We start from the raw sequence: 16,349 nt of genomic DNA, 5'->3' as shown, positions 1-16,349 counted from the left end.
GATAAGATTGATAGCGTAGCGGGAGAAAAATGTGATCCCCGGCCGAATAGCCGGGGAGGAGTGCTTAGTGCGCGCGTCCTTGTTCAATGCCGATCCCGGTCTGGGAGCGGATAAACTGGGCACGGAACTTCTCACGTTCAAGATTGCCTTCCGGACTGTTATCGGTAATCGAGAACACCCAGATACCCACAAACGCCACCAGAATAGAGAACAGCGCCGGGTACTCATACGGGAAGACAGCCGTTGCGTGACCCAGAACCTGTACCCAGACCGTCGGGCCGAGGATCATCAGTATCACCGCCGTCAGCAGGCCAAGCCAGCCGCCGATCATCGCGCCGCGAGTGGTCAGTTTCGACCAGTACATCGACAGCAGAATAATCGGGAAGTTACAGCTTGCCGCGATGGAGAACGCCAGGCCAACCATGAAGGCGATATTCTGTTTCTCAAACAAAATGCCCAGCCCGATTGCCACCACGCCCAGAATCAGCACGGTGATTTTCGACACGCGGATCTCATCGCGTTCGGAAGCCCCTTTGCGGAACACGTTGGCATACAAATCGTGCGAGACCGCAGAGGCGCCAGCCAGCGTTAAGCCAGCCACCACCGCCAGAATCGTGGCGAAGGCGACGGCGGAGATAAAGCCCAGGAACAGGTTGCCGCCCACGGCGTTAGCGAGGTGAACCGCCGCCATGTTGTTACCGCCAATCAGCGCACCAGCCGCATCTTTAAACGCCGGATTAGCGCCGACCAGCATGATGGCGCCAAAGCCGATGATAAAGGTCAGGATATAGAAATAGCCCATAAAACCGGTGGCGTAGAGCACGCTCTTACGGGCTTCGCGGGCATCGCTGACCGTAAAGAAGCGCATCAGGATATGCGGTAAGCCTGCGGTACCAAACATCAGCCCCAGACCAAGCGACAGCGCTGAAATCGGATCTTTCACCAGTCCGCCAGGGCTCATAATGGCCGCGCCTTTCGGGTGAACCGCCATGGCTTCGCTGAACAGGTTACTGAAGCTGAAGCCGACGTGCTTCATCACCATAAAGGCCATGAAGCTTGCGCCGAACAGCAGCAGCACGGCTTTGATGATCTGCACCCAGGTGGTGGCGAGCATGCCGCCGAACAGCACGTACATCACCATCAGCACGCCGACCAGCACCACCGCAACGTGGTAATTCAGGCCGAACAGCAGCTCGATCAGTTTCCCTGCGCCCACCATCTGTGCGATGAGATACAGCGCCACAACGACTAACGAACCGCAGGCGGACAGAATACGAATCGGCCCCTGTTTCAGACGGTAAGAGGCGACGTCCGCAAAGGTATAGCGCCCAAGGTTGCGCAGGCGTTCGGCAATCAGGAACAGGATGATTGGCCAGCCCACCAGGAAGCCGAGCGAGTAAATCAGGCCGTCATATCCGGAGGTATAGACCAGCGCGGAAATCCCGAGGAAGGACGCCGCCGACATAAAGTCGCCCGAAATCGCCAGCCCGTTCTGGAAGCCGGTAATGTTGCCGCCGGCGGTGTAGTAATCGCTACGCGAACGGGTGCGTTTCGAAGCCCACCAGGTAATGTAGAGCGTCATGGCAACGAAGATGACGAACATGATTATCGCTTGCCAGTTGGTCGGCTGGCGCTGTACATCGCCGGTAATGGCGTCAGCAGCCAGCGCCATGGCGGGCAAGGCAAGCAGAGGTGCCGTAAGTGCGGTCAGAAAACGTTTCATGATGCGTTTACCTCGCGCAGCATGGCGTGGGTCAGCCGGTCAAATTCGCCGTTGGCTCGCCAGACATAAACGGCGGTAAGCACAAAGGAAATAACGATTACGCCAACGCCTATCGGTATGCCGCGCGTGACGCTGGTGCCCGCGTGCAAAGGCGTGCCCAGCCAGCCTGGCGCGAAGGCAATCAGCATAATAAAGCCGACGTAAATCACCAGCATGATAATCGATAAAATAATGGCAAACCGTTGCCGTTTTTCGACCAGCTCCCTGAAATGCGCGCTGTCTTCTATCCGTTGATAAATGAGTTCATTCATCACAGAGTCTCCAGAGGTGAGGTTGTGGTTTTTATAGTTCCCTCTCCGGAAGGAGAGGGGTAAACAGGGCCGAGAATGGTTATGAAGGCATCGTAAGTGCTTGTTTCTCTTCCAGCAGTTTTTCGACTACGCCAGGATCGGCAAGGGTCGAGGTATCGCCAAAGTTGCTGGTATCCCCGGCGGCGATTTTGCGCAGAATGCGACGCATAATCTTGCCGGAGCGGGTTTTCGGCAGCGAGTCGGTCCAGTGCAGGATGTCCGGCGTGGCAAGCGGGCCGATCTCTTTTCGCACCCAGTTACGCACTTCGGCATACAGCTCCGGCGTCGGCTCTTCACCGTGATTCAGCGTGACGTAAGCATAAATCGCCTGGCCTTTAATATTGTGAGGAATGCCCACCACCGCGGCTTCGGCAATTTTCGGATGTGAGACAAGCGCCGACTCAATCTCGGCGGTGCCTAAACGGTGTCCGGAGACGTTCAGCACATCATCCACACGGCCGGTTATCCAGTAGTAGCCGTCTTCATCACGACGTGCGCCATCGCCGCTGAAGTACATATTTTTGAAGGTCGAGAAGTAGGTCTGTTCGAAGCGTTCATGATCGCCGAACAGGGTGCGCGCCTGGCCCGGCCAGGAGTCGGTAATAACCAGATTTCCGTCGGTTGCGCCCTGTTGCGGGTTGCCTTCGTTATCTACCAGCGCGGGCTGGACGCCAAAGAACGGACGCGAGGCGGAGCCGGCCTTCAGCTCGGTTGCGCCGGGGAGCGGGGTGATCATGAAGCCGCCCGTTTCAGTCTGCCACCAGGTATCTATCACCGGACATTTCTCGTTACCGATATGCTTCCAGTACCACTCCCACGCTTCCGGGTTAATCGGTTCGCCAACGGAGCCGAGAATACGCAGTGAAGAGCGGTCGGTATCCGCAATCGCTTTATCGCCTTCGGCCATCAAAGCGCGAATGGCCGTAGGCGCGGTGTAGAGGATGTTCACTTTGTGTTTATCCACCACCTGCGCCATACGATTCGGGGCAGGCCAGTTTGGCACGCCTTCGAACATCAGAGTGACGGCGCCGCAGGCCAGCGGGCCATACAGCAGATAGCTGTGGCCGGTCACCCAGCCCACGTCTGCGGTACACCAGTAGACATCGCCCGGATGGTAATCAAAAACGTACTTAAAGGTGGTTGCGGCATAGACCAGATAGCCGCCCGTGGTGTGGACTACGCCTTTCGGCTTGCCGGTTGAACCGGAGGTATAAAGGATGAAGAGTGGATCTTCGGCATGCATTTCCACAGGCTGATGGTGAGCGCTGGCCTTCTCGACCAGCTCGTTCCACCACAGGTCACGGCCCTCATGCCACTCAACGTTTGCGCCAGTGCGCTTCAGGACAATGACATGCTCAACGGTCTTCACGTTGGGGTTTTTCAGCGCGTCATCAACGTTTTTCTTCAGCGGAATAGCGCGCCCGGCGCGAATACCTTCGTCGGCGGTAATGACGAGGCGAGAGCTGGAATCAATGATGCGCCCGGCAACGGCTTCCGGCGAGAATCCGCCGAAGATAACGGAATGCACCGCGCCAATACGCGCGCAGGCCAGCATCGCTACGGCAGCTTCCGGCACCATCGGCATATAGATAGCCACCACATCGCCTTTCTTTATACCCAGTTCAACCAGGGTATTGGCAAAACGGCAGACGTCGCGATGCAGCTCGCGGTAAGTAATGGTTTTGCTCTGGGTAGCATCATCGCCCTCCCAGATAATCGCCGTCTGGTCGCCGCGCTCCTTCAGATGACGATCCAGGCAGTTGGCCGCCAGATTCAGCGTGCCGTCTTCATACCAGCGGATAGAGACGTTTCCCGGCGCGAAGGAGGTGTTTTTCACCTTCTGGTAGGGCTTGATCCAGTCGAGGATTTTCCCTTGTTCACCCCAAAACGCGTCGGGATCGTGCACCGACTGCTGGTACATGGATAAGTATTGCTCCGGGTTTATCAGGCAGTGTTCCGCAATATTTGCGGGAATGGCGTGTTTGTGTAGTTGTGTCATAGCTTTTTTTCTCCTTGAGGATGTTAATAATATGTCACGCAAACGTTAATTGTAGGGGCTTTGGCAGCTTTGTTTACTTTTTGGGCGACAGATCACGCATTAATTAAACCGCCTGAAAATTAATCAAACGAGTCATCAAAGAGAAATAATTCACGGCAAGAGTTATTTGAAAAAGGAATGAGTAAATATATTTTATAACAATAAGTTATAGTCAGTGATGGGACTAAATTTCTGTTTGCCCGCGCATTTTGAATGAATATCTCTAAAAATCCAGGGTTGCGCAGCATAGCGTACAAATGATACTCATACTGCCGCTGAATAAGCCCCTCGTAAACCCCGACAATTGTCATACCCCTTTTACGTTTGTGACGTTCTCATCGGCTCTAATATGGGAATGGCGTTTTATTGAGGAATAAAATCGTTATGAAACAACCAAAGGTCAGCCTTGCCTGGCAGATACTGCTGGCGCTGGTGCTGGGTATCGCGCTGGGAAGCGTTCTGCATTATCAAAGCGACGAGCGCGCATGGCTTATCGCTAATCTTCTCTCTCCGGCAGGTGATATCTTTATTCATCTGATCAAAATGATTGTCGTGCCGATTGTAATCTCTACGCTGGTGGTAGGCATTGCGGGCGTGGGCGATGCCAAACAGCTCGGGCGAATCGGTGCGAAAACCATTCTCTATTTCGAAGCGATCACGACGGTTGCCATTATCCTGGGGATTACCCTTGCGAACGTGTTCCAGCCGGGACACGGTATTGATATGTCGCAGCTCGCCAGCGTGGATATTTCAAAATACCAGCACACCGCCGAAGACGTTCAGAGTCACGCTCACGGATTAATGGGCACTATCCTTTCCCTCGTGCCGACCAATATTGTAGCCTCGATGGCGAAGGGCGACATGCTGCCGATTATCTTCTTCTCGGTGCTGTTTGGCCTTGGTCTGTCTTCGCTGCCGGCCACGCATCGTGAGCCTCTGGTTACGGTATTCCGCTCTGTCTCTGAAACCATGTTCAAAGTGACCCACATGGTGATGCGTTACGCCCCGATCGGGGTCTTTGCGCTGATTTCGGTGACGGTAGCAAACTTCGGTTTTGCTTCGCTTTGGCCGCTGCTTAAACTGGTGCTGCTGGTTTATTTCGCCATTCTGTTCTTTGCGCTGGTGGTGCTGGGCGCGGTGGCCCGTCTGTGCGGATTGCGCGTGTGGATTTTGATCCGCATTCTCAAGGATGAATTGATCCTTGCCTTCTCCACGGCAAGCTCTGAGAGCGTGCTGCCGCGCATTATTGAGAAGATGGAAGCGTACGGCGCACCGGCATCTATTACCAGCTTCGTCGTGCCGACGGGTTATTCCTTTAATCTCGATGGCTCCACGCTTTACCAGAGTATCGCGGCCATCTTTATCGCGCAGCTTTACGGTATTGAGCTGTCAATCGGTCAGGAAATCATCCTCGTGCTGACGCTGATGGTGACCTCTAAAGGTATCGCAGGCGTGCCGGGCGTCTCCTTCGTTGTGCTGCTGGCAACGCTTGGCAGCGTGGGGATTCCGCTGGAAGGCCTGGCGTTTATCGCAGGCGTTGACCGTATCCTGGATATGGCGCGTACCGCACTGAACGTGGTGGGGAATGCGCTGGCGGTGCTGGTTATCGCCAAGTGGGAACATAAATTCGACAGTAAAAAAGCGGCGGCTTACGAGCGGGAAATGCTCGGCAGCTTTACGGACAAAGCGAATAGCTAATCAAGTTTTGCGTAGTAAAAACAAACGGCCCAACAGGGCCGTTTTCTTTGCCTGTAAATAAAGTTTTTGCGCCCCGTCTTAGCCGTAATGTAAGCCACGTCCCAGCCAAAATGGCTATCAGTGTGACAATGGTTGAAATTTCAGCATGGGTATTTGTTTTTTATGCGGCACTCCATTAACAATCGTTCACACTTACCCGTTAACCTGTACATCCTCCCGGAGAACAACAATGAAGCCTGCGATATTGGTGGTGGATGACGATCTGGCTATCTGCGATGTGCTACGCGATGCCCTGAACGAGCACGTCTTTGACGTGCTGGTCTGCCATACCGGCAATGAGGCGTTAGCAGCGATAGCTCAGCAACCGGCGGTTGCGCTGGTGTTGCTCGATATGATGCTGCCGGATATCAACGGCCTGCAGGTGTTGCAGCAGATCCAGCGACAGCGTCCCGAGCTTCCCGTCGTGATGCTGACCGGTCTTGGCAGCGAATCTGATGTCGTGGTGGGACTGGAAATGGGCGCTGATGACTATATTGGCAAACCTTTTAATCCACGTGTGGTGGTAGCCCGCGTTAAGGCCGTGCTGCGTCGCACGGGGGCGCTGGCGGTAGAAACGGCTATAACGAAAACCAGCGGGTTGCATTTTAACGGCTGGCGATTAGATACCGACCGGTGCCAGCTGTTTAATGCGCAGCACGAGCAGGTCGAGCTCACGCAGGGAGAATATGGCCTGTTACTGGCGCTGATGCAAAATGCCCGCAAGGTATTATCGCGCGAAAGATTACTGGAGCTCACCCATAGCGAAAGCCTGGAGATATTCGACAGAACAATAGATGTGCTGATCATGCGGCTGCGCAGAAAGATAGAAGTTAATCCACATCAGCCTTCGTTGATTCGCACTATTCGCGGCGTGGGTTATGTATTTTCTGCTGATATCATTCATGCGGAAAATAATGCGGCATGAATTATTGAAAAAATAAATGGGTGCTTAAGACTTCCCTTAACGCTTCACAAGTTGGGCGGGGTAAACCCCGCCCGCTGAGCGTTAGCTTACGGTTCGCAGGCTAACTTAGCCGCCACCTCCTGTGTATCATTCCTTATTTTAACCTCGCAAAGATTACGCCGCGTTAATAAGGTTAGTGCTACTAACGTTATGCAAACAATTAATAAACACATGACAACAGATCTTGTAGGCTTCATGCCTTTTACTCCTTGCCTTTCGGCGAGTAAGAGGCTAGTCTCAACTTGTTGGGAGTTGAGGGATAGCCTCGGGTTAACGTTATCGTTGCCCGGGGCTTTCTTTTTCTCTTTATTTAGAGAATATCCCTCACGCATGCTCAGGCCAGAAAACCCTAAGCACCCGTCGAGTAGTTTACTGACATTCTGTTTTATTGGAATAAAATTATAAGTGTAATTTATTTAACGGGATTACATTAATATCTGGCGTTGCGTCGCAAATAAACGCTTATTATTACGCGTTCATTTAACTATTTTCATTAATAAACATCTGTAATTCCGGCAGCGGTTTTGCGCCATCGATCGCATTTGCACATAAAAGGTTTGCGCGTGCACAAGCGTGCGCTAATTTCAGGCTCTCTACCAGCGACCATTTTTCATGACAGCCATATAAAATCCCGGCGCAAAACGCATCGCCGGCTCCCACGCTGCCAATGATTTCTTCAGGCGCTAAACGAAACGATGGAACCCATACGCCTTCGCCACCCGTTTCTACGCCCCACGCGCCTTCCGGACAGTGAATGACCACCCGCTGGCGCACGCCAGACTCAAGCAACAGATTCGCTGCCTGAGCAATATTTTCCACATGCGGCGATCCGTCTGTCCGGCGAATCTCCAGCCCGCTAAATTCACTGGCTTCCAGCTCGTTAATCACCAGATGATCCAGCCAGCGCAGGGCAGGGAGCACCATCGGACGATAGCGCGGATCGCCCTGTCTTGAAACTAAATCAAGCGAGGTTTCGTATCCCTGCTGGGACATCTGCGCCAGCAGCCTTGCGCTGCGCGTGCCGTATTCCGCATCTTCCATATCCAGGCTATCGAGCAGCAGCAAATAGCCGAGGTGAAAAATTTTAAATGAGGTTTCAAGGCGGTCAAAGGCGGGTAAGTCGAGCAGGCGGTTAGCGCCCGGTGAGTGAAAGAAAGTGCGCTGGCCGCTGGGATCTGTCATCACCTGCGACATGGACGTGGGCGCAAAAGTGGTGCGGTGAACGTGCTGGCGATTCACATGATACTGATCGAGCATCGCCATAATGTAATCGCCATCGTTATCGTCCCCGACCAGCCCCACCGCCTGTAGCGGCAGGCCGACATGCATTTTCGCCAGCGTCAGCAGCACGTTCAGCGGCGCGCCGCCGGTTGAGCGTTCGCTGTGAACGATTTCCGCCAGCCACCCGCGCTGCGGCCACTGTACGATTTGGTGCACATGATCGACCAGCATATTCCCGGCGGCAATAATTCCGCTGCGCTGCGTCATAGCGACTCCTTAAGCTTTACCCGAACTACCAAAAATCCGCATCTGCCCGGCCACAACGTCCGTGATAGCCTCTTCAATGCCGAGCAAAAGCTCGGCAAATTCGTCATAAATCGCGTGGCGCTGATTCATCCGCTGCTCGACTGCGCCAAGCGCCGCCTGCGACATACCGGTATAGAAGTTTATCTTGTGAATACCGAGCGTTATCGCCTTACGGAAATCATCGTCGCTGATGCCGGAGCCGCCGTGCAGCACCAGCGGTAAACCAGTTTGCTGGCGGATAGCGGCCAGGCGGTCAAAATCAAGCTTCGGTTCGCCTTTATATTTGCCGTGCGCGTTGCCGATGGCGACGGCCAGCGTATCGATGCCCGTCCTGTCGACGAAATCACGCGCAACGGCGGGATCGGTGAATTTATCGCTATCGGCTTCGCCATACAGCGCGCCGCCTTCATCGCCGCCAACGGCGCCCAGCTCCGCTTCTACGGAGACGCCCACCGCATGGCACATCTTCACCACTTCGCGGGTCTGGCGAATATTTTCTTCATAGTCAAGCGTTGAGCCATCGAACATTACCGAGCTAAAACCGAGGCGCAGGGCGCGGACAACCGCTTCAAAATGCAGGCCGTGATCGAGATTAAGCACGACCGGAATATCGTGCCGGGCCGCTTCGAATTTTACGGCCTCAACTAAGGAATCCAGCGATACATATTTAAAATGCACTTCGGCGATATTGATAATGAACGGCGAGTTTTCTTGTTTTGCCGCGGCAAAAAGCGCACGCAGAAAATGGCTGTCGAGCACGTTAAAAGCGCCCAGCGCGTAGCCGTTCGCGCGTGCGTGAGCCAGTCCGTCTGCAAGTGATATCAAAGCCATAATCGGTCCCCTGGTGTTGGGTGAGAGTAATGGGCTAATTAAAAGCGCTGGCGATACTCGTTACACAGCACCTGCTGCGCCGGTTCGTCTTCGATAATACTGTTAAAACGCTCAAGCGGTTTCAGGAACCGGTTGTCGCGGTCATCGTCGTTCACCATCGACACTTCGCCGACCAGCACATCGCCATAGCCGGGTTCGCCCCAGAAACTGTGGTAGACGCCGGGCACCAGGCAGATGCTCTCGCCGGGCGACAGGCGGAGCTGGCTGCCCGCCGCGTGGGTCTGGCGGCAACCGTCAATGGTGACCGTTACGTCGCTCTCTTCGGGTTGCTCAAACTGGTCTGAATTCCACAGCTCGACGATCAAATTACCGCCGCCACGATTGATGATGTCTTCCTGTTTCCGCCAGTGGAAATGCATCGGCGTAAGCTGTCCTTCGCGGACATGCATAATTTTCTCGGCGTAGCATTTGGAATAAGGCGCGCCGTCCGGCGAGCCGTTACGCAAAGTGAAGAGCGTCAGCCCCTGGGCAAGAAAATCGTTGCCGCCGAACGCCGTCACGTCCCAGCCCAGCTTCAGATCGAACACTTCCTGCCAGATGGCTTTGTCCACCTGCTGCCATTTCGTCAGGTCGTAAGAGGCGAAAGGAGGCAGGTGCACGTCATGCTGCATAAAGAAATGGCGGGTCCGGGACAGGATCTGATTCACTTCGGAGCGTTTCATGTTGTCTCCTTATGCACACTCTTTTTTGTAGGGCGGAGGGCGAGCGGCTTATCCGCCCTACAATTTACAGAGCGCTGGCGTTATTTCACCGTCCAGCCTTTATAAGTGCCAATGTTGTTTTTATCGATCATCGTCACCGGGATCAGCACGGGCTCTTTAGGCGCAGGTTTGCCCTGCAGAATGTCGTAACCAATCTCCACCGCCTTCGCCGCCATCACCTGCGGATCTTGCGCAGGCGTCGCCACAAACAGCGAGTTGCCGCCGCGCTTCAGGGCTTCTTCCGCATCCGGGCTGCCGTCCACGCCAACGATAAAGAACTCGTTACGCTGAGCCTGTTTCGCCGCGAGATCGGCCCCGATCGCCGTTGGATCGTTGATGGCGAATACCCCGTCGATCTTCGGATTGGCCGCCAGCAGCGAGGTCATCACTTCCAGGCCGCCTTCACGGCTGCCTTTGGCGTTCTGGTTAGACGAAAGGATCTTGATATCAGGATGCCTTTTGAACTCGGTCAGACAGCCTTCAACGCGGTTCTGCACGGCGGATACCGGCGGCCCGTTGATGATGACCACGTTGCCTTTCTCTTTTAAGCGATCCGAAATGTACTTACAGGCCATTTCACCCGCCTGGGTGTTGTTCGAGGTAATGGTGGCATCCGCGCCTTCCGCCGCCACGTCTACCGCAACCACTACGATCCCCGCATCTTTAGCGCGTTTCACCGCCGGGCCGATCCCTTTGGAATCTGCGGCGTTAAGAATGATCATGTCCACTTTGGCGGCGATAAAGTTATCGATCTGCGAAACCTGCTGGCCCAGATCGTAACCGCTGGAAACCAGCGTCACCTTCACGTTGTCGCCTGCAAGCTTGCGGGCTTCAAGTTCGGCGCCTTTGGTTATCTGCACGAAGAACGGGTTGGCGAGATCGCCCACCGTCACGCCGATGGATTTCAGGTCTTTCGCCTGGGCAAAGGGCGCCCCGGCAATCATGGCCCCCGCGAGCAACGCGGTCACTATTGGCTTCAAACGCATGGCATATCTCCTGTGTAGGGTGTTTTTTGTTATGCACTTTGATGGTGACGGGTACGGTATTTATCTATCAGCACCGCAATGATGATCACCGCCCCTTTGATCACCAGTTGCCAGAAATATGAGACGCCCATCAGCGTCATGCCGTTGTTAAGCGTGGCGATAATCAGCGCGCCGACCAGCGTGCCGGTGATGGTGCCGATGCCGCCCACAAAGCTGGTGCCGCCGAGAATGACCGCGGCGATGGCGTCCAGCTCGTAGCCCATACCGAGGTTGCCGTTGGCGCTGTACAGCCGCGAGGCGCTCATCACCCCGCCAAGCCCGGAAAGCAGGCCGCTCATGCCGTAAACGAACAGCAGAACCATCCATACTTTGATGCCCGTAAGACGCGCCGCCTGCATGTTGCCGCCAACCGCGTAGATATGAACGCCAAGCGTGGTACGTCTGAGGATGAACCAGCACACCACGATCACCGCCAGCGCGATCACCACCAGCCACGGGATCGGGCCGAGATACGAGTTGCCGATCCACTCAAAATTGATATTGGAGTTAATCACCGTGGTGCCGTCGGCCAACAAGTAAGCCGCGCCGCGCAGGGCGGTATAGGTGCCAAGCGTGACGATAAACGGCGGCAATCCCGCCCAGGCCACCAGCATGCCGTTAAACAGCCCAAGCCCGGTGCCCATCATCAGCGCGGCGGGAATCGATAACGATTCCCAGCCCGGCATCAGCGAAACGACCATCGCCGTCACCGCCGTGGTGCCAAGAATCGAGCCAACGGAAAGGTCGATCCCGCCGGTCAAAATAATGAACGTCATGCCCGCCGCCAGCACGATATTGATGGACGACTGGCGGGCGATGTTCAGCAGGTTCGACTCGGTGAAAAAGTTTGGCGCGATAAAGCCGAAAACGGCGATGATAAGCACCAGAATCGGCAAAATACCTATGGTTTGCAGCAAATCGCCGAAGAGCGCTTTTTTCAGCGAGGCGGATTTCGCCACCTGCTGCGGCGTGTCCGCTGCCGGCGCGTTTTTGCGTGGATCAATTGTATTAGCCATGGTTAACCGCCTTGTTGTGGGCATCTTCCACGCCGGTTGCCAGCGTCATGATGCTTTCTTGTGTAATGTCCGTGCCGCGCAGCTCGCCTGCGATGCTGCCTTCGCGCATCACATACACCCGGTCGCTCATCCCGACCACTTCCGGCAGCTCGCTGGAGATCATCAGGATCGCCACGCCCTGTTTCGCCATCTGGCTCATGATCCGGTAGATCTCGCTTTTCGCGCCGACGTCCACGCCGCGGGTCGGTTCATCGAGGATCAAAATGCGCGGGCCGATTGCCACCCAGCGCGAGATCAGCAGCTTTTGCTGATTCCCGCCGGATAACCCGCCGGCCCGCACCTGAGCATGAGGCACGCGAATATTCAGCAGGCTGATGGCATCGTCGGAAATGGTTTGCGCTTTTTTGCGATCCAGCCAGCCGTATCGCGCGTCGCGCTCAAGCGTCGCCATCGTAATGTTGTCCTGCGCCGCGAGCTCCAGAAACAGGCCCTGTTCTTTGCGGTTTTCGGTAAGAAAGCCAATGCCGAGGCGAATAGCTTCCCGAGGTGAATGGATGTTGGCCGGCTTGCCGTCGATCTCTATCGTCCCGCCTGTCGCTTTGCGTACGCCGAAAATAAGCTGCGCGAGTTCGGAGCGCCCGGCGCCGACCAATCCAGCAAGGCCGACGATTTCGCCGGAACGCACCTGCAGACTCACCGGATGCACTTTGCCGCCGTCCGTCAGGCGATGGATATTCAGACGCGTATCACCCAGCGGAATATCCCGTTCTTTATTAAACAGATCGCTTAACGGGCGGCCCACCATCATGCGCACTAGTTCACTGGCGTTAAGCTTTTCGCGAGTCAGACTGCCGACGTACTGGCCGTCGCGCAGCACGCTGACCCGGTCTGATAATTCATACACCTCGGCCATGCGATGGCTGATGTAGATAATCGCCATGCCCTCATCGCGCAGGCGCATGATCAGCTCGAACAGGCGGTGTGTTTCACGTGAAGAGAGCGCCGCGGTGGGCTCATCCATAACTAAAATACGGCTGTTGCGGTGTAGCGCGCGGGCAATCTCAACCTGCTGCTGCTCGGCGATGGTGAGCTTCATGACCAGATCGCTGGCCTTAAACTGCGCCCCGAGGCGGTTGATCACCGTCTGCGCCTGCATCACCATCTCTTTGCGCTGCACCAGACCCGCACGCGAAAGCTCGCTGCCGAGGAAGATATTTTCTGCCACGGTGAGGTTCGGGGCGAGCTGCATCTCCTGGTAAATCAGCGTAATGCCGGCGCTCAGCGCGTCTTTTGGCCCCTTGATACTCCAGGGCTGGCCGTCAATCAAAATTTCTCCGCTGGTGGCGGTATAGGCGCCTGCGAGGATCTTCATCAGGGTACTTTTCCCGGCGCCGTTCTCCCCCATCAGCGCGTGAATTTCACCGGGAAACACCGTCAGGTCGACGCCTTTAAGCGCATAAAACTTGCCAAAAGATTTGGCAATGTTGCGCATCTCCAGAATGGGCACTTTACTCATGGCGCGACTCCTGCGGGTGAAAAAGCGAGTGATGCCAGTCAACCACCCGTTGGTAAATGCAAAATGTCAGAAGCCGTTCATATTTGTCATATTCATGAATAGTTAACCGCTGTCACATTCCCGTGATGGATTGATTTCCCTGCCGCCGCGATGCAACTAGAACTGTAGGGTGGATAAGCAACGCGCCATCCACCGCTCATTCGTCAGAAGGCGAATGATGTTTGCGCTTATCCGCCCCGCACGCTGGAACTGGAGCCACCGATGCCGCAACCCCGCATACCCTTCTTCGCAAGCGCACGTGGCCGCCTGCTGTTCTTCAACCTGCTGGTGGTGGCGGTGACGCTGATGGTTTGTGGCGTGGCGGTGCTGGGTTTTGAACACGCCAGCCGCCTGCAGGAGCAGGTTCAGGGGCAAACGCTCAGCGACATGTCCGGCAGCATGGAACTGGCGAGGGATACGGCGAACGTCGCTACTGCCGCCGTGCGGTTGACGCAGGTTGTCGGCGCGCTCGAATACCAAAGCGAAGCGGCGCGACTGAAGCAAACGCAGCTGGAGTTGCAAAACTCGCTGAATCATCTGGCAAAAGCTCCGCTTGCCGGCCATGAGCCGGAACTGGTCAAACGCATTACCGATCGCAGCAACGAACTGGAGAGCAGCGTGACGCAGATGCTGGAGCTGGGCCATCTTCGTCACCTGGAACGGAACGACCTGCTAAGCGCGCTCTATCAGAACCAGAGCTATCTGCACCATATTCAGGATATCAACGCCCGTGACGGGCTGAACGTGCCGAACGGGGCGCTTCTTGCGGAGATGGACAGGCTTATTCTGATCGCCATTCAAACGCCCTCGCCAAAGGCCACCGTCGCGCAGTTGACTGAGGTGATGGCGCTACTGCCAGCCCACGCTGATTCGCCGGTTATCAATGAGATATTGCAGGAGTTCAATGCGCACTTGCGACAGTTGCTGCCGCTCTCCCAGCGGCTCGCGAACAGCGATTTGGGCATCGCCTGGTTTATGTATCACATCAAAGCGCTGGTGGCGTTTCTTAATCAGGACATCAACCTTTACGTGCAGAAGGTGGCGCAGGAGTCGCTTAACCGCACCGAGCAAAGCCACAGGGATCTGCAATCCATCATCTTCTTTATCGGTCTGTTTGCTTTGCTGGCGATAGTGATAACCGGCTTCGCGGGCTGGTATATCTATAAAAACCTTGGCTCGAATCTGACGGCGATTTCTCACGCTATGGCCCGGCTGGCGAGAGGGGAACGGGATGTCAGCGTACCCGCATTGCAACGCCGGGATGAACTTGGCGAGCTGGCGCGCGCGTTCAACGTTTTTGCGCGCAATACCACCTCTCTGGAACATACCTCGAAATTGCTGAAAGAAAAAAGCACGCAGCTGGAAACCACCTTCCACGCCATGCGCGACGGCTTTGCGCTGTTTGATAACGAGGGTTTTCTGGTGGTGTGGAATCCACAGTATCCGCTGCTGCTGGGCTTAGCGCCGGAAAAGCTGCAGCGCGGACAGCACTATCTCGGCCTGCTCAGGCAGGTCACGCCGCTGCAGGAGCATATTCTGGAAAATCTCTCGCGCCCGTGGCCGAAGCCGCAGGAGCTGCGGCTGGCGGATAATCGCACCATCGAGCTGCGTTTCAGCCCCGTGCCCGGACGCGGCATGGTGAACGTGGTGCTGGATCGCAGCGAGCGCAAAGCGCTTGAGGAGGCGCTGGTGCATAGCCAGAAGATGAAAGCGGTAGGGCAGTTAACCGGCGGGCTTGCTCACGATTTCAATAACCTGCTGGCGGTCATCATTGGCAGCCTTGAGCTGATTCCAGCGGATTCGCCGGATGCCGCGCGTATCAACCGTTCATTAAAGGCCGCCGAGCGGGGCGCGCAGCTCACTCAACGCCTACTGGCGTTTTCGCGCAAGCAGTCGCTCCATCCGCACGCCGTGGCGATGAAAAGCCTGCTGGAGAATCTCGATCCGCTAATCCGCCACTCTTTGCCCGCTTCGCTGACGCTTGAGATTGAAGCGCAGCAGCCCGCCTGGCCTGCGTGGATCGACGTCAACCAGCTGGAAAACGCGATTATCAACCTGGTGATGAACGCCCGCGACGCGATGGAGGGCCTGGCTGGCAGCATAAAAATTCGCACCTGGAACCAGCGCGTGGTGCGCGCCGACGGAGGTAAACAGGATATGGTCGCGCTGGAAGTGATCGACACCGGCCAGGGCATGTCACCGGCGGTAAAAGCCCAGGTGTTTGAGCCATTCTTCACCACTAAACAGACCGGCAGCGGAAGCGGACTGGGCCTGTCGATGGTCTATGGGTTCGTGCGCCAGTCCGGCGGGCGCGTACAGATTGAAAGCGCGCCGGGACAGGGCACGCTGGTGCGCTTGCAGCTTCCTCGCGCGCCCGCGCAGGCGCTAAGACAGACGCAGCCGCAGGCGCCCGCCGCCAATGAGTATCAGGATCAGCTGGTGCTGGTGCTGGAAGATGAACACGACGTGCGTCAGACGCTATGCGAGCAGCTGCACCAGCTAGGCTATCTGACGCTGGAGACCAGCGACAGCCAGCAAGCGCTGCAGATGCTGACCGACGTGCCGGATATCAGCATCGTAATAAGCGATTTAATGCTGCCGGGAAATATGAGCGGTGCGGAGGTCTTACAGTACGCCCGCGAGCACTCCCCTCATCTGACTTTGCTGCTGATAAGCGGGCAGGATTTGCGCCGCAGCGGGCAGCAGCTGCCCGACGTGGAACTGCTCCGCAAACCCTTTAATCAGGTGCAGCTGGCCCACGCTTTGCGTCGCGCGTGGCAGCCGCATCGGGCGGGCTAGCGCAATACGTAATCTGGATTCCA

At 56.0% G+C, this 16,349-nt stretch carries 13 protein-coding genes; 3 read left to right on the top strand and 10 right to left on the bottom strand.

The features are described from left to right. Positions 1-64 precede the first annotated feature (64 nt). The 3 genes from actP to acs all read right to left on the bottom strand — a co-directional run bounded on the left by actP (position 65) and on the right by acs (position 4,072). Complete coding sequence (gene actP, locus WLO31_RS19400; protein ID WP_435930674.1) at positions 65-1,726, bottom strand: cation/acetate symporter ActP; 1,662 nt, start codon at positions 1,724-1,726, stop codon at positions 65-67. After that, positions 1,720-2,034 (bottom strand): DUF485 domain-containing protein, encoded by a 315-nt coding sequence (locus tag WLO31_RS19395; RefSeq protein ID WP_435928153.1) that lies wholly within the window; start codon positions 2,032-2,034, stop codon positions 1,720-1,722. The genes actP and WLO31_RS19395 overlap by 7 nt, the downstream gene beginning before the upstream one ends. Before the next feature lie 79 nt (positions 2,035-2,113). Further along, positions 2,114-4,072 (bottom strand): acetate--CoA ligase, encoded by a 1,959-nt coding sequence (acs, locus tag WLO31_RS19390; protein WP_435928152.1) that lies wholly within the window; start codon positions 4,070-4,072, stop codon positions 2,114-2,116. A gap of 423 nt (positions 4,073-4,495) precedes the next feature. Here acs and gltP point away from each other — a divergent pair, with 423 nt between their 5' ends. Next, positions 4,496-5,809, top strand: a complete 1,314-nt coding sequence (gene gltP, locus WLO31_RS19385) for a glutamate/aspartate:proton symporter GltP (protein ID WP_435928151.1) — start codon at positions 4,496-4,498, stop codon at positions 5,807-5,809. A gap of 229 nt (positions 5,810-6,038) precedes the next feature. Further along, the gene (locus WLO31_RS19380) at positions 6,039-6,773 is read left to right on the top strand and encodes a response regulator transcription factor (protein ID WP_435928150.1); all 735 of its coding nucleotides are present in this window, start codon (positions 6,039-6,041) and stop codon (positions 6,771-6,773) included. Between the two features lie 86 nt (positions 6,774-6,859). Here the strand turns inward: WLO31_RS19380 and WLO31_RS19375 are convergent, their stop codons facing one another. The 7 genes from WLO31_RS19375 to WLO31_RS19345 all read right to left on the bottom strand — a co-directional run bounded on the left by WLO31_RS19375 (position 6,860) and on the right by WLO31_RS19345 (position 13,488). Then, positions 6,860-6,985: a Hok/Gef family protein gene (locus tag WLO31_RS19375; RefSeq protein WP_435930673.1), complete on the bottom strand. Its 126-nt coding sequence runs from the start codon at positions 6,983-6,985 to the stop codon at positions 6,860-6,862. 307 nt (positions 6,986-7,292) lie between these two features. Then, entirely contained in the window at positions 7,293-8,300 is a 1,008-nt protein-coding gene (locus tag WLO31_RS19370) for a carbohydrate kinase family protein (RefSeq protein ID WP_435928149.1), read from the bottom strand. Positions 8,301-8,309: 9 nt separating this feature from the next. Next, the gene (locus WLO31_RS19365; RefSeq protein WP_435928148.1) at positions 8,310-9,170 is read right to left on the bottom strand and encodes a ketose 1,6-bisphosphate aldolase; all 861 of its coding nucleotides are present in this window, start codon (positions 9,168-9,170) and stop codon (positions 8,310-8,312) included. A 38-nt stretch (positions 9,171-9,208) separates the two neighbouring features. Beyond that, positions 9,209-9,892, bottom strand: coding sequence for a D-lyxose/D-mannose isomerase (locus tag WLO31_RS19360; protein WP_435928147.1), 684 nt, complete (start codon positions 9,890-9,892; stop codon positions 9,209-9,211). Positions 9,893-9,972: 80 nt separating this feature from the next. Next, entirely contained in the window at positions 9,973-10,917 is a 945-nt protein-coding gene (locus tag WLO31_RS19355) for an ABC transporter substrate-binding protein (protein ID WP_435928146.1), read from the bottom strand. 29 nt (positions 10,918-10,946) lie between these two features. Then, on the bottom strand, positions 10,947-11,972 hold the full coding sequence (locus tag WLO31_RS19350) for an ABC transporter permease subunit (RefSeq protein ID WP_435928145.1): 1,026 nt from the start codon (positions 11,970-11,972) through the stop codon (positions 10,947-10,949). Next, positions 11,965-13,488 (bottom strand): sugar ABC transporter ATP-binding protein, encoded by a 1,524-nt coding sequence (locus WLO31_RS19345; protein WP_435928144.1) that lies wholly within the window; start codon positions 13,486-13,488, stop codon positions 11,965-11,967. Before WLO31_RS19345 ends, WLO31_RS19350 begins: the two co-directional genes overlap by 8 nt. Positions 13,489-13,749: 261 nt before the next feature. Here WLO31_RS19345 and WLO31_RS19340 point away from each other — a divergent pair, with 261 nt between their 5' ends. Then, entirely contained in the window at positions 13,750-16,326 is a 2,577-nt protein-coding gene (locus WLO31_RS19340; protein WP_435928143.1) for an ATP-binding protein, read from the top strand. Positions 16,327-16,349 lie beyond the last annotated feature (23 nt).

Source organism: Dryocola sharpae, assembly GCF_051307055.1.
Taxonomy (GTDB): Bacteria; Pseudomonadota; Gammaproteobacteria; order Enterobacterales; family Enterobacteriaceae; genus Dryocola.
The sequence above is the reverse complement of the archived record's forward strand: the minus strand, read 5'-3'. Positions and strand labels throughout refer to the sequence as shown.

Bases quoted from the DNA above. Each gene is read 5' to 3' on its own strand.
- WLO31_RS19395 (WP_435928153.1), bottom strand. From the start codon at position 2,034: ATGAATGAACTCATTTATCAACGGATAGAAGACAGCGCGCATTTCAGG.
- acs (WP_435928152.1), bottom strand. From the start codon at position 4,072: ATGACACAACTACACAAACACGCCATTCCCGCAAATATTGCGGAACAC.
- gltP (WP_435928151.1), top strand. From the start codon at position 4,496: ATGAAACAACCAAAGGTCAGCCTTGCCTGGCAGATACTGCTGGCGCTG.
- WLO31_RS19380 (WP_435928150.1), top strand. From the start codon at position 6,039: ATGAAGCCTGCGATATTGGTGGTGGATGACGATCTGGCTATCTGCGAT.
- WLO31_RS19375 (WP_435930673.1), bottom strand. From the start codon at position 6,985: ATGTGTTTATTAATTGTTTGCATAACGTTAGTAGCACTAACCTTATTA.
- WLO31_RS19370 (WP_435928149.1), bottom strand. From the start codon at position 8,300: ATGACGCAGCGCAGCGGAATTATTGCCGCCGGGAATATGCTGGTCGAT.
- WLO31_RS19365 (WP_435928148.1), bottom strand. From the start codon at position 9,170: ATGGCTTTGATATCACTTGCAGACGGACTGGCTCACGCACGCGCGAAC.
- WLO31_RS19360 (WP_435928147.1), bottom strand. From the start codon at position 9,892: ATGAAACGCTCCGAAGTGAATCAGATCCTGTCCCGGACCCGCCATTTC.
- WLO31_RS19355 (WP_435928146.1), bottom strand. From the start codon at position 10,917: ATGCGTTTGAAGCCAATAGTGACCGCGTTGCTCGCGGGGGCCATGATT.
- WLO31_RS19350 (WP_435928145.1), bottom strand. From the start codon at position 11,972: ATGGCTAATACAATTGATCCACGCAAAAACGCGCCGGCAGCGGACACG.
- WLO31_RS19345 (WP_435928144.1), bottom strand. From the start codon at position 13,488: ATGAGTAAAGTGCCCATTCTGGAGATGCGCAACATTGCCAAATCTTTT.
- WLO31_RS19340 (WP_435928143.1), top strand. From the start codon at position 13,750: ATGCCGCAACCCCGCATACCCTTCTTCGCAAGCGCACGTGGCCGCCTG.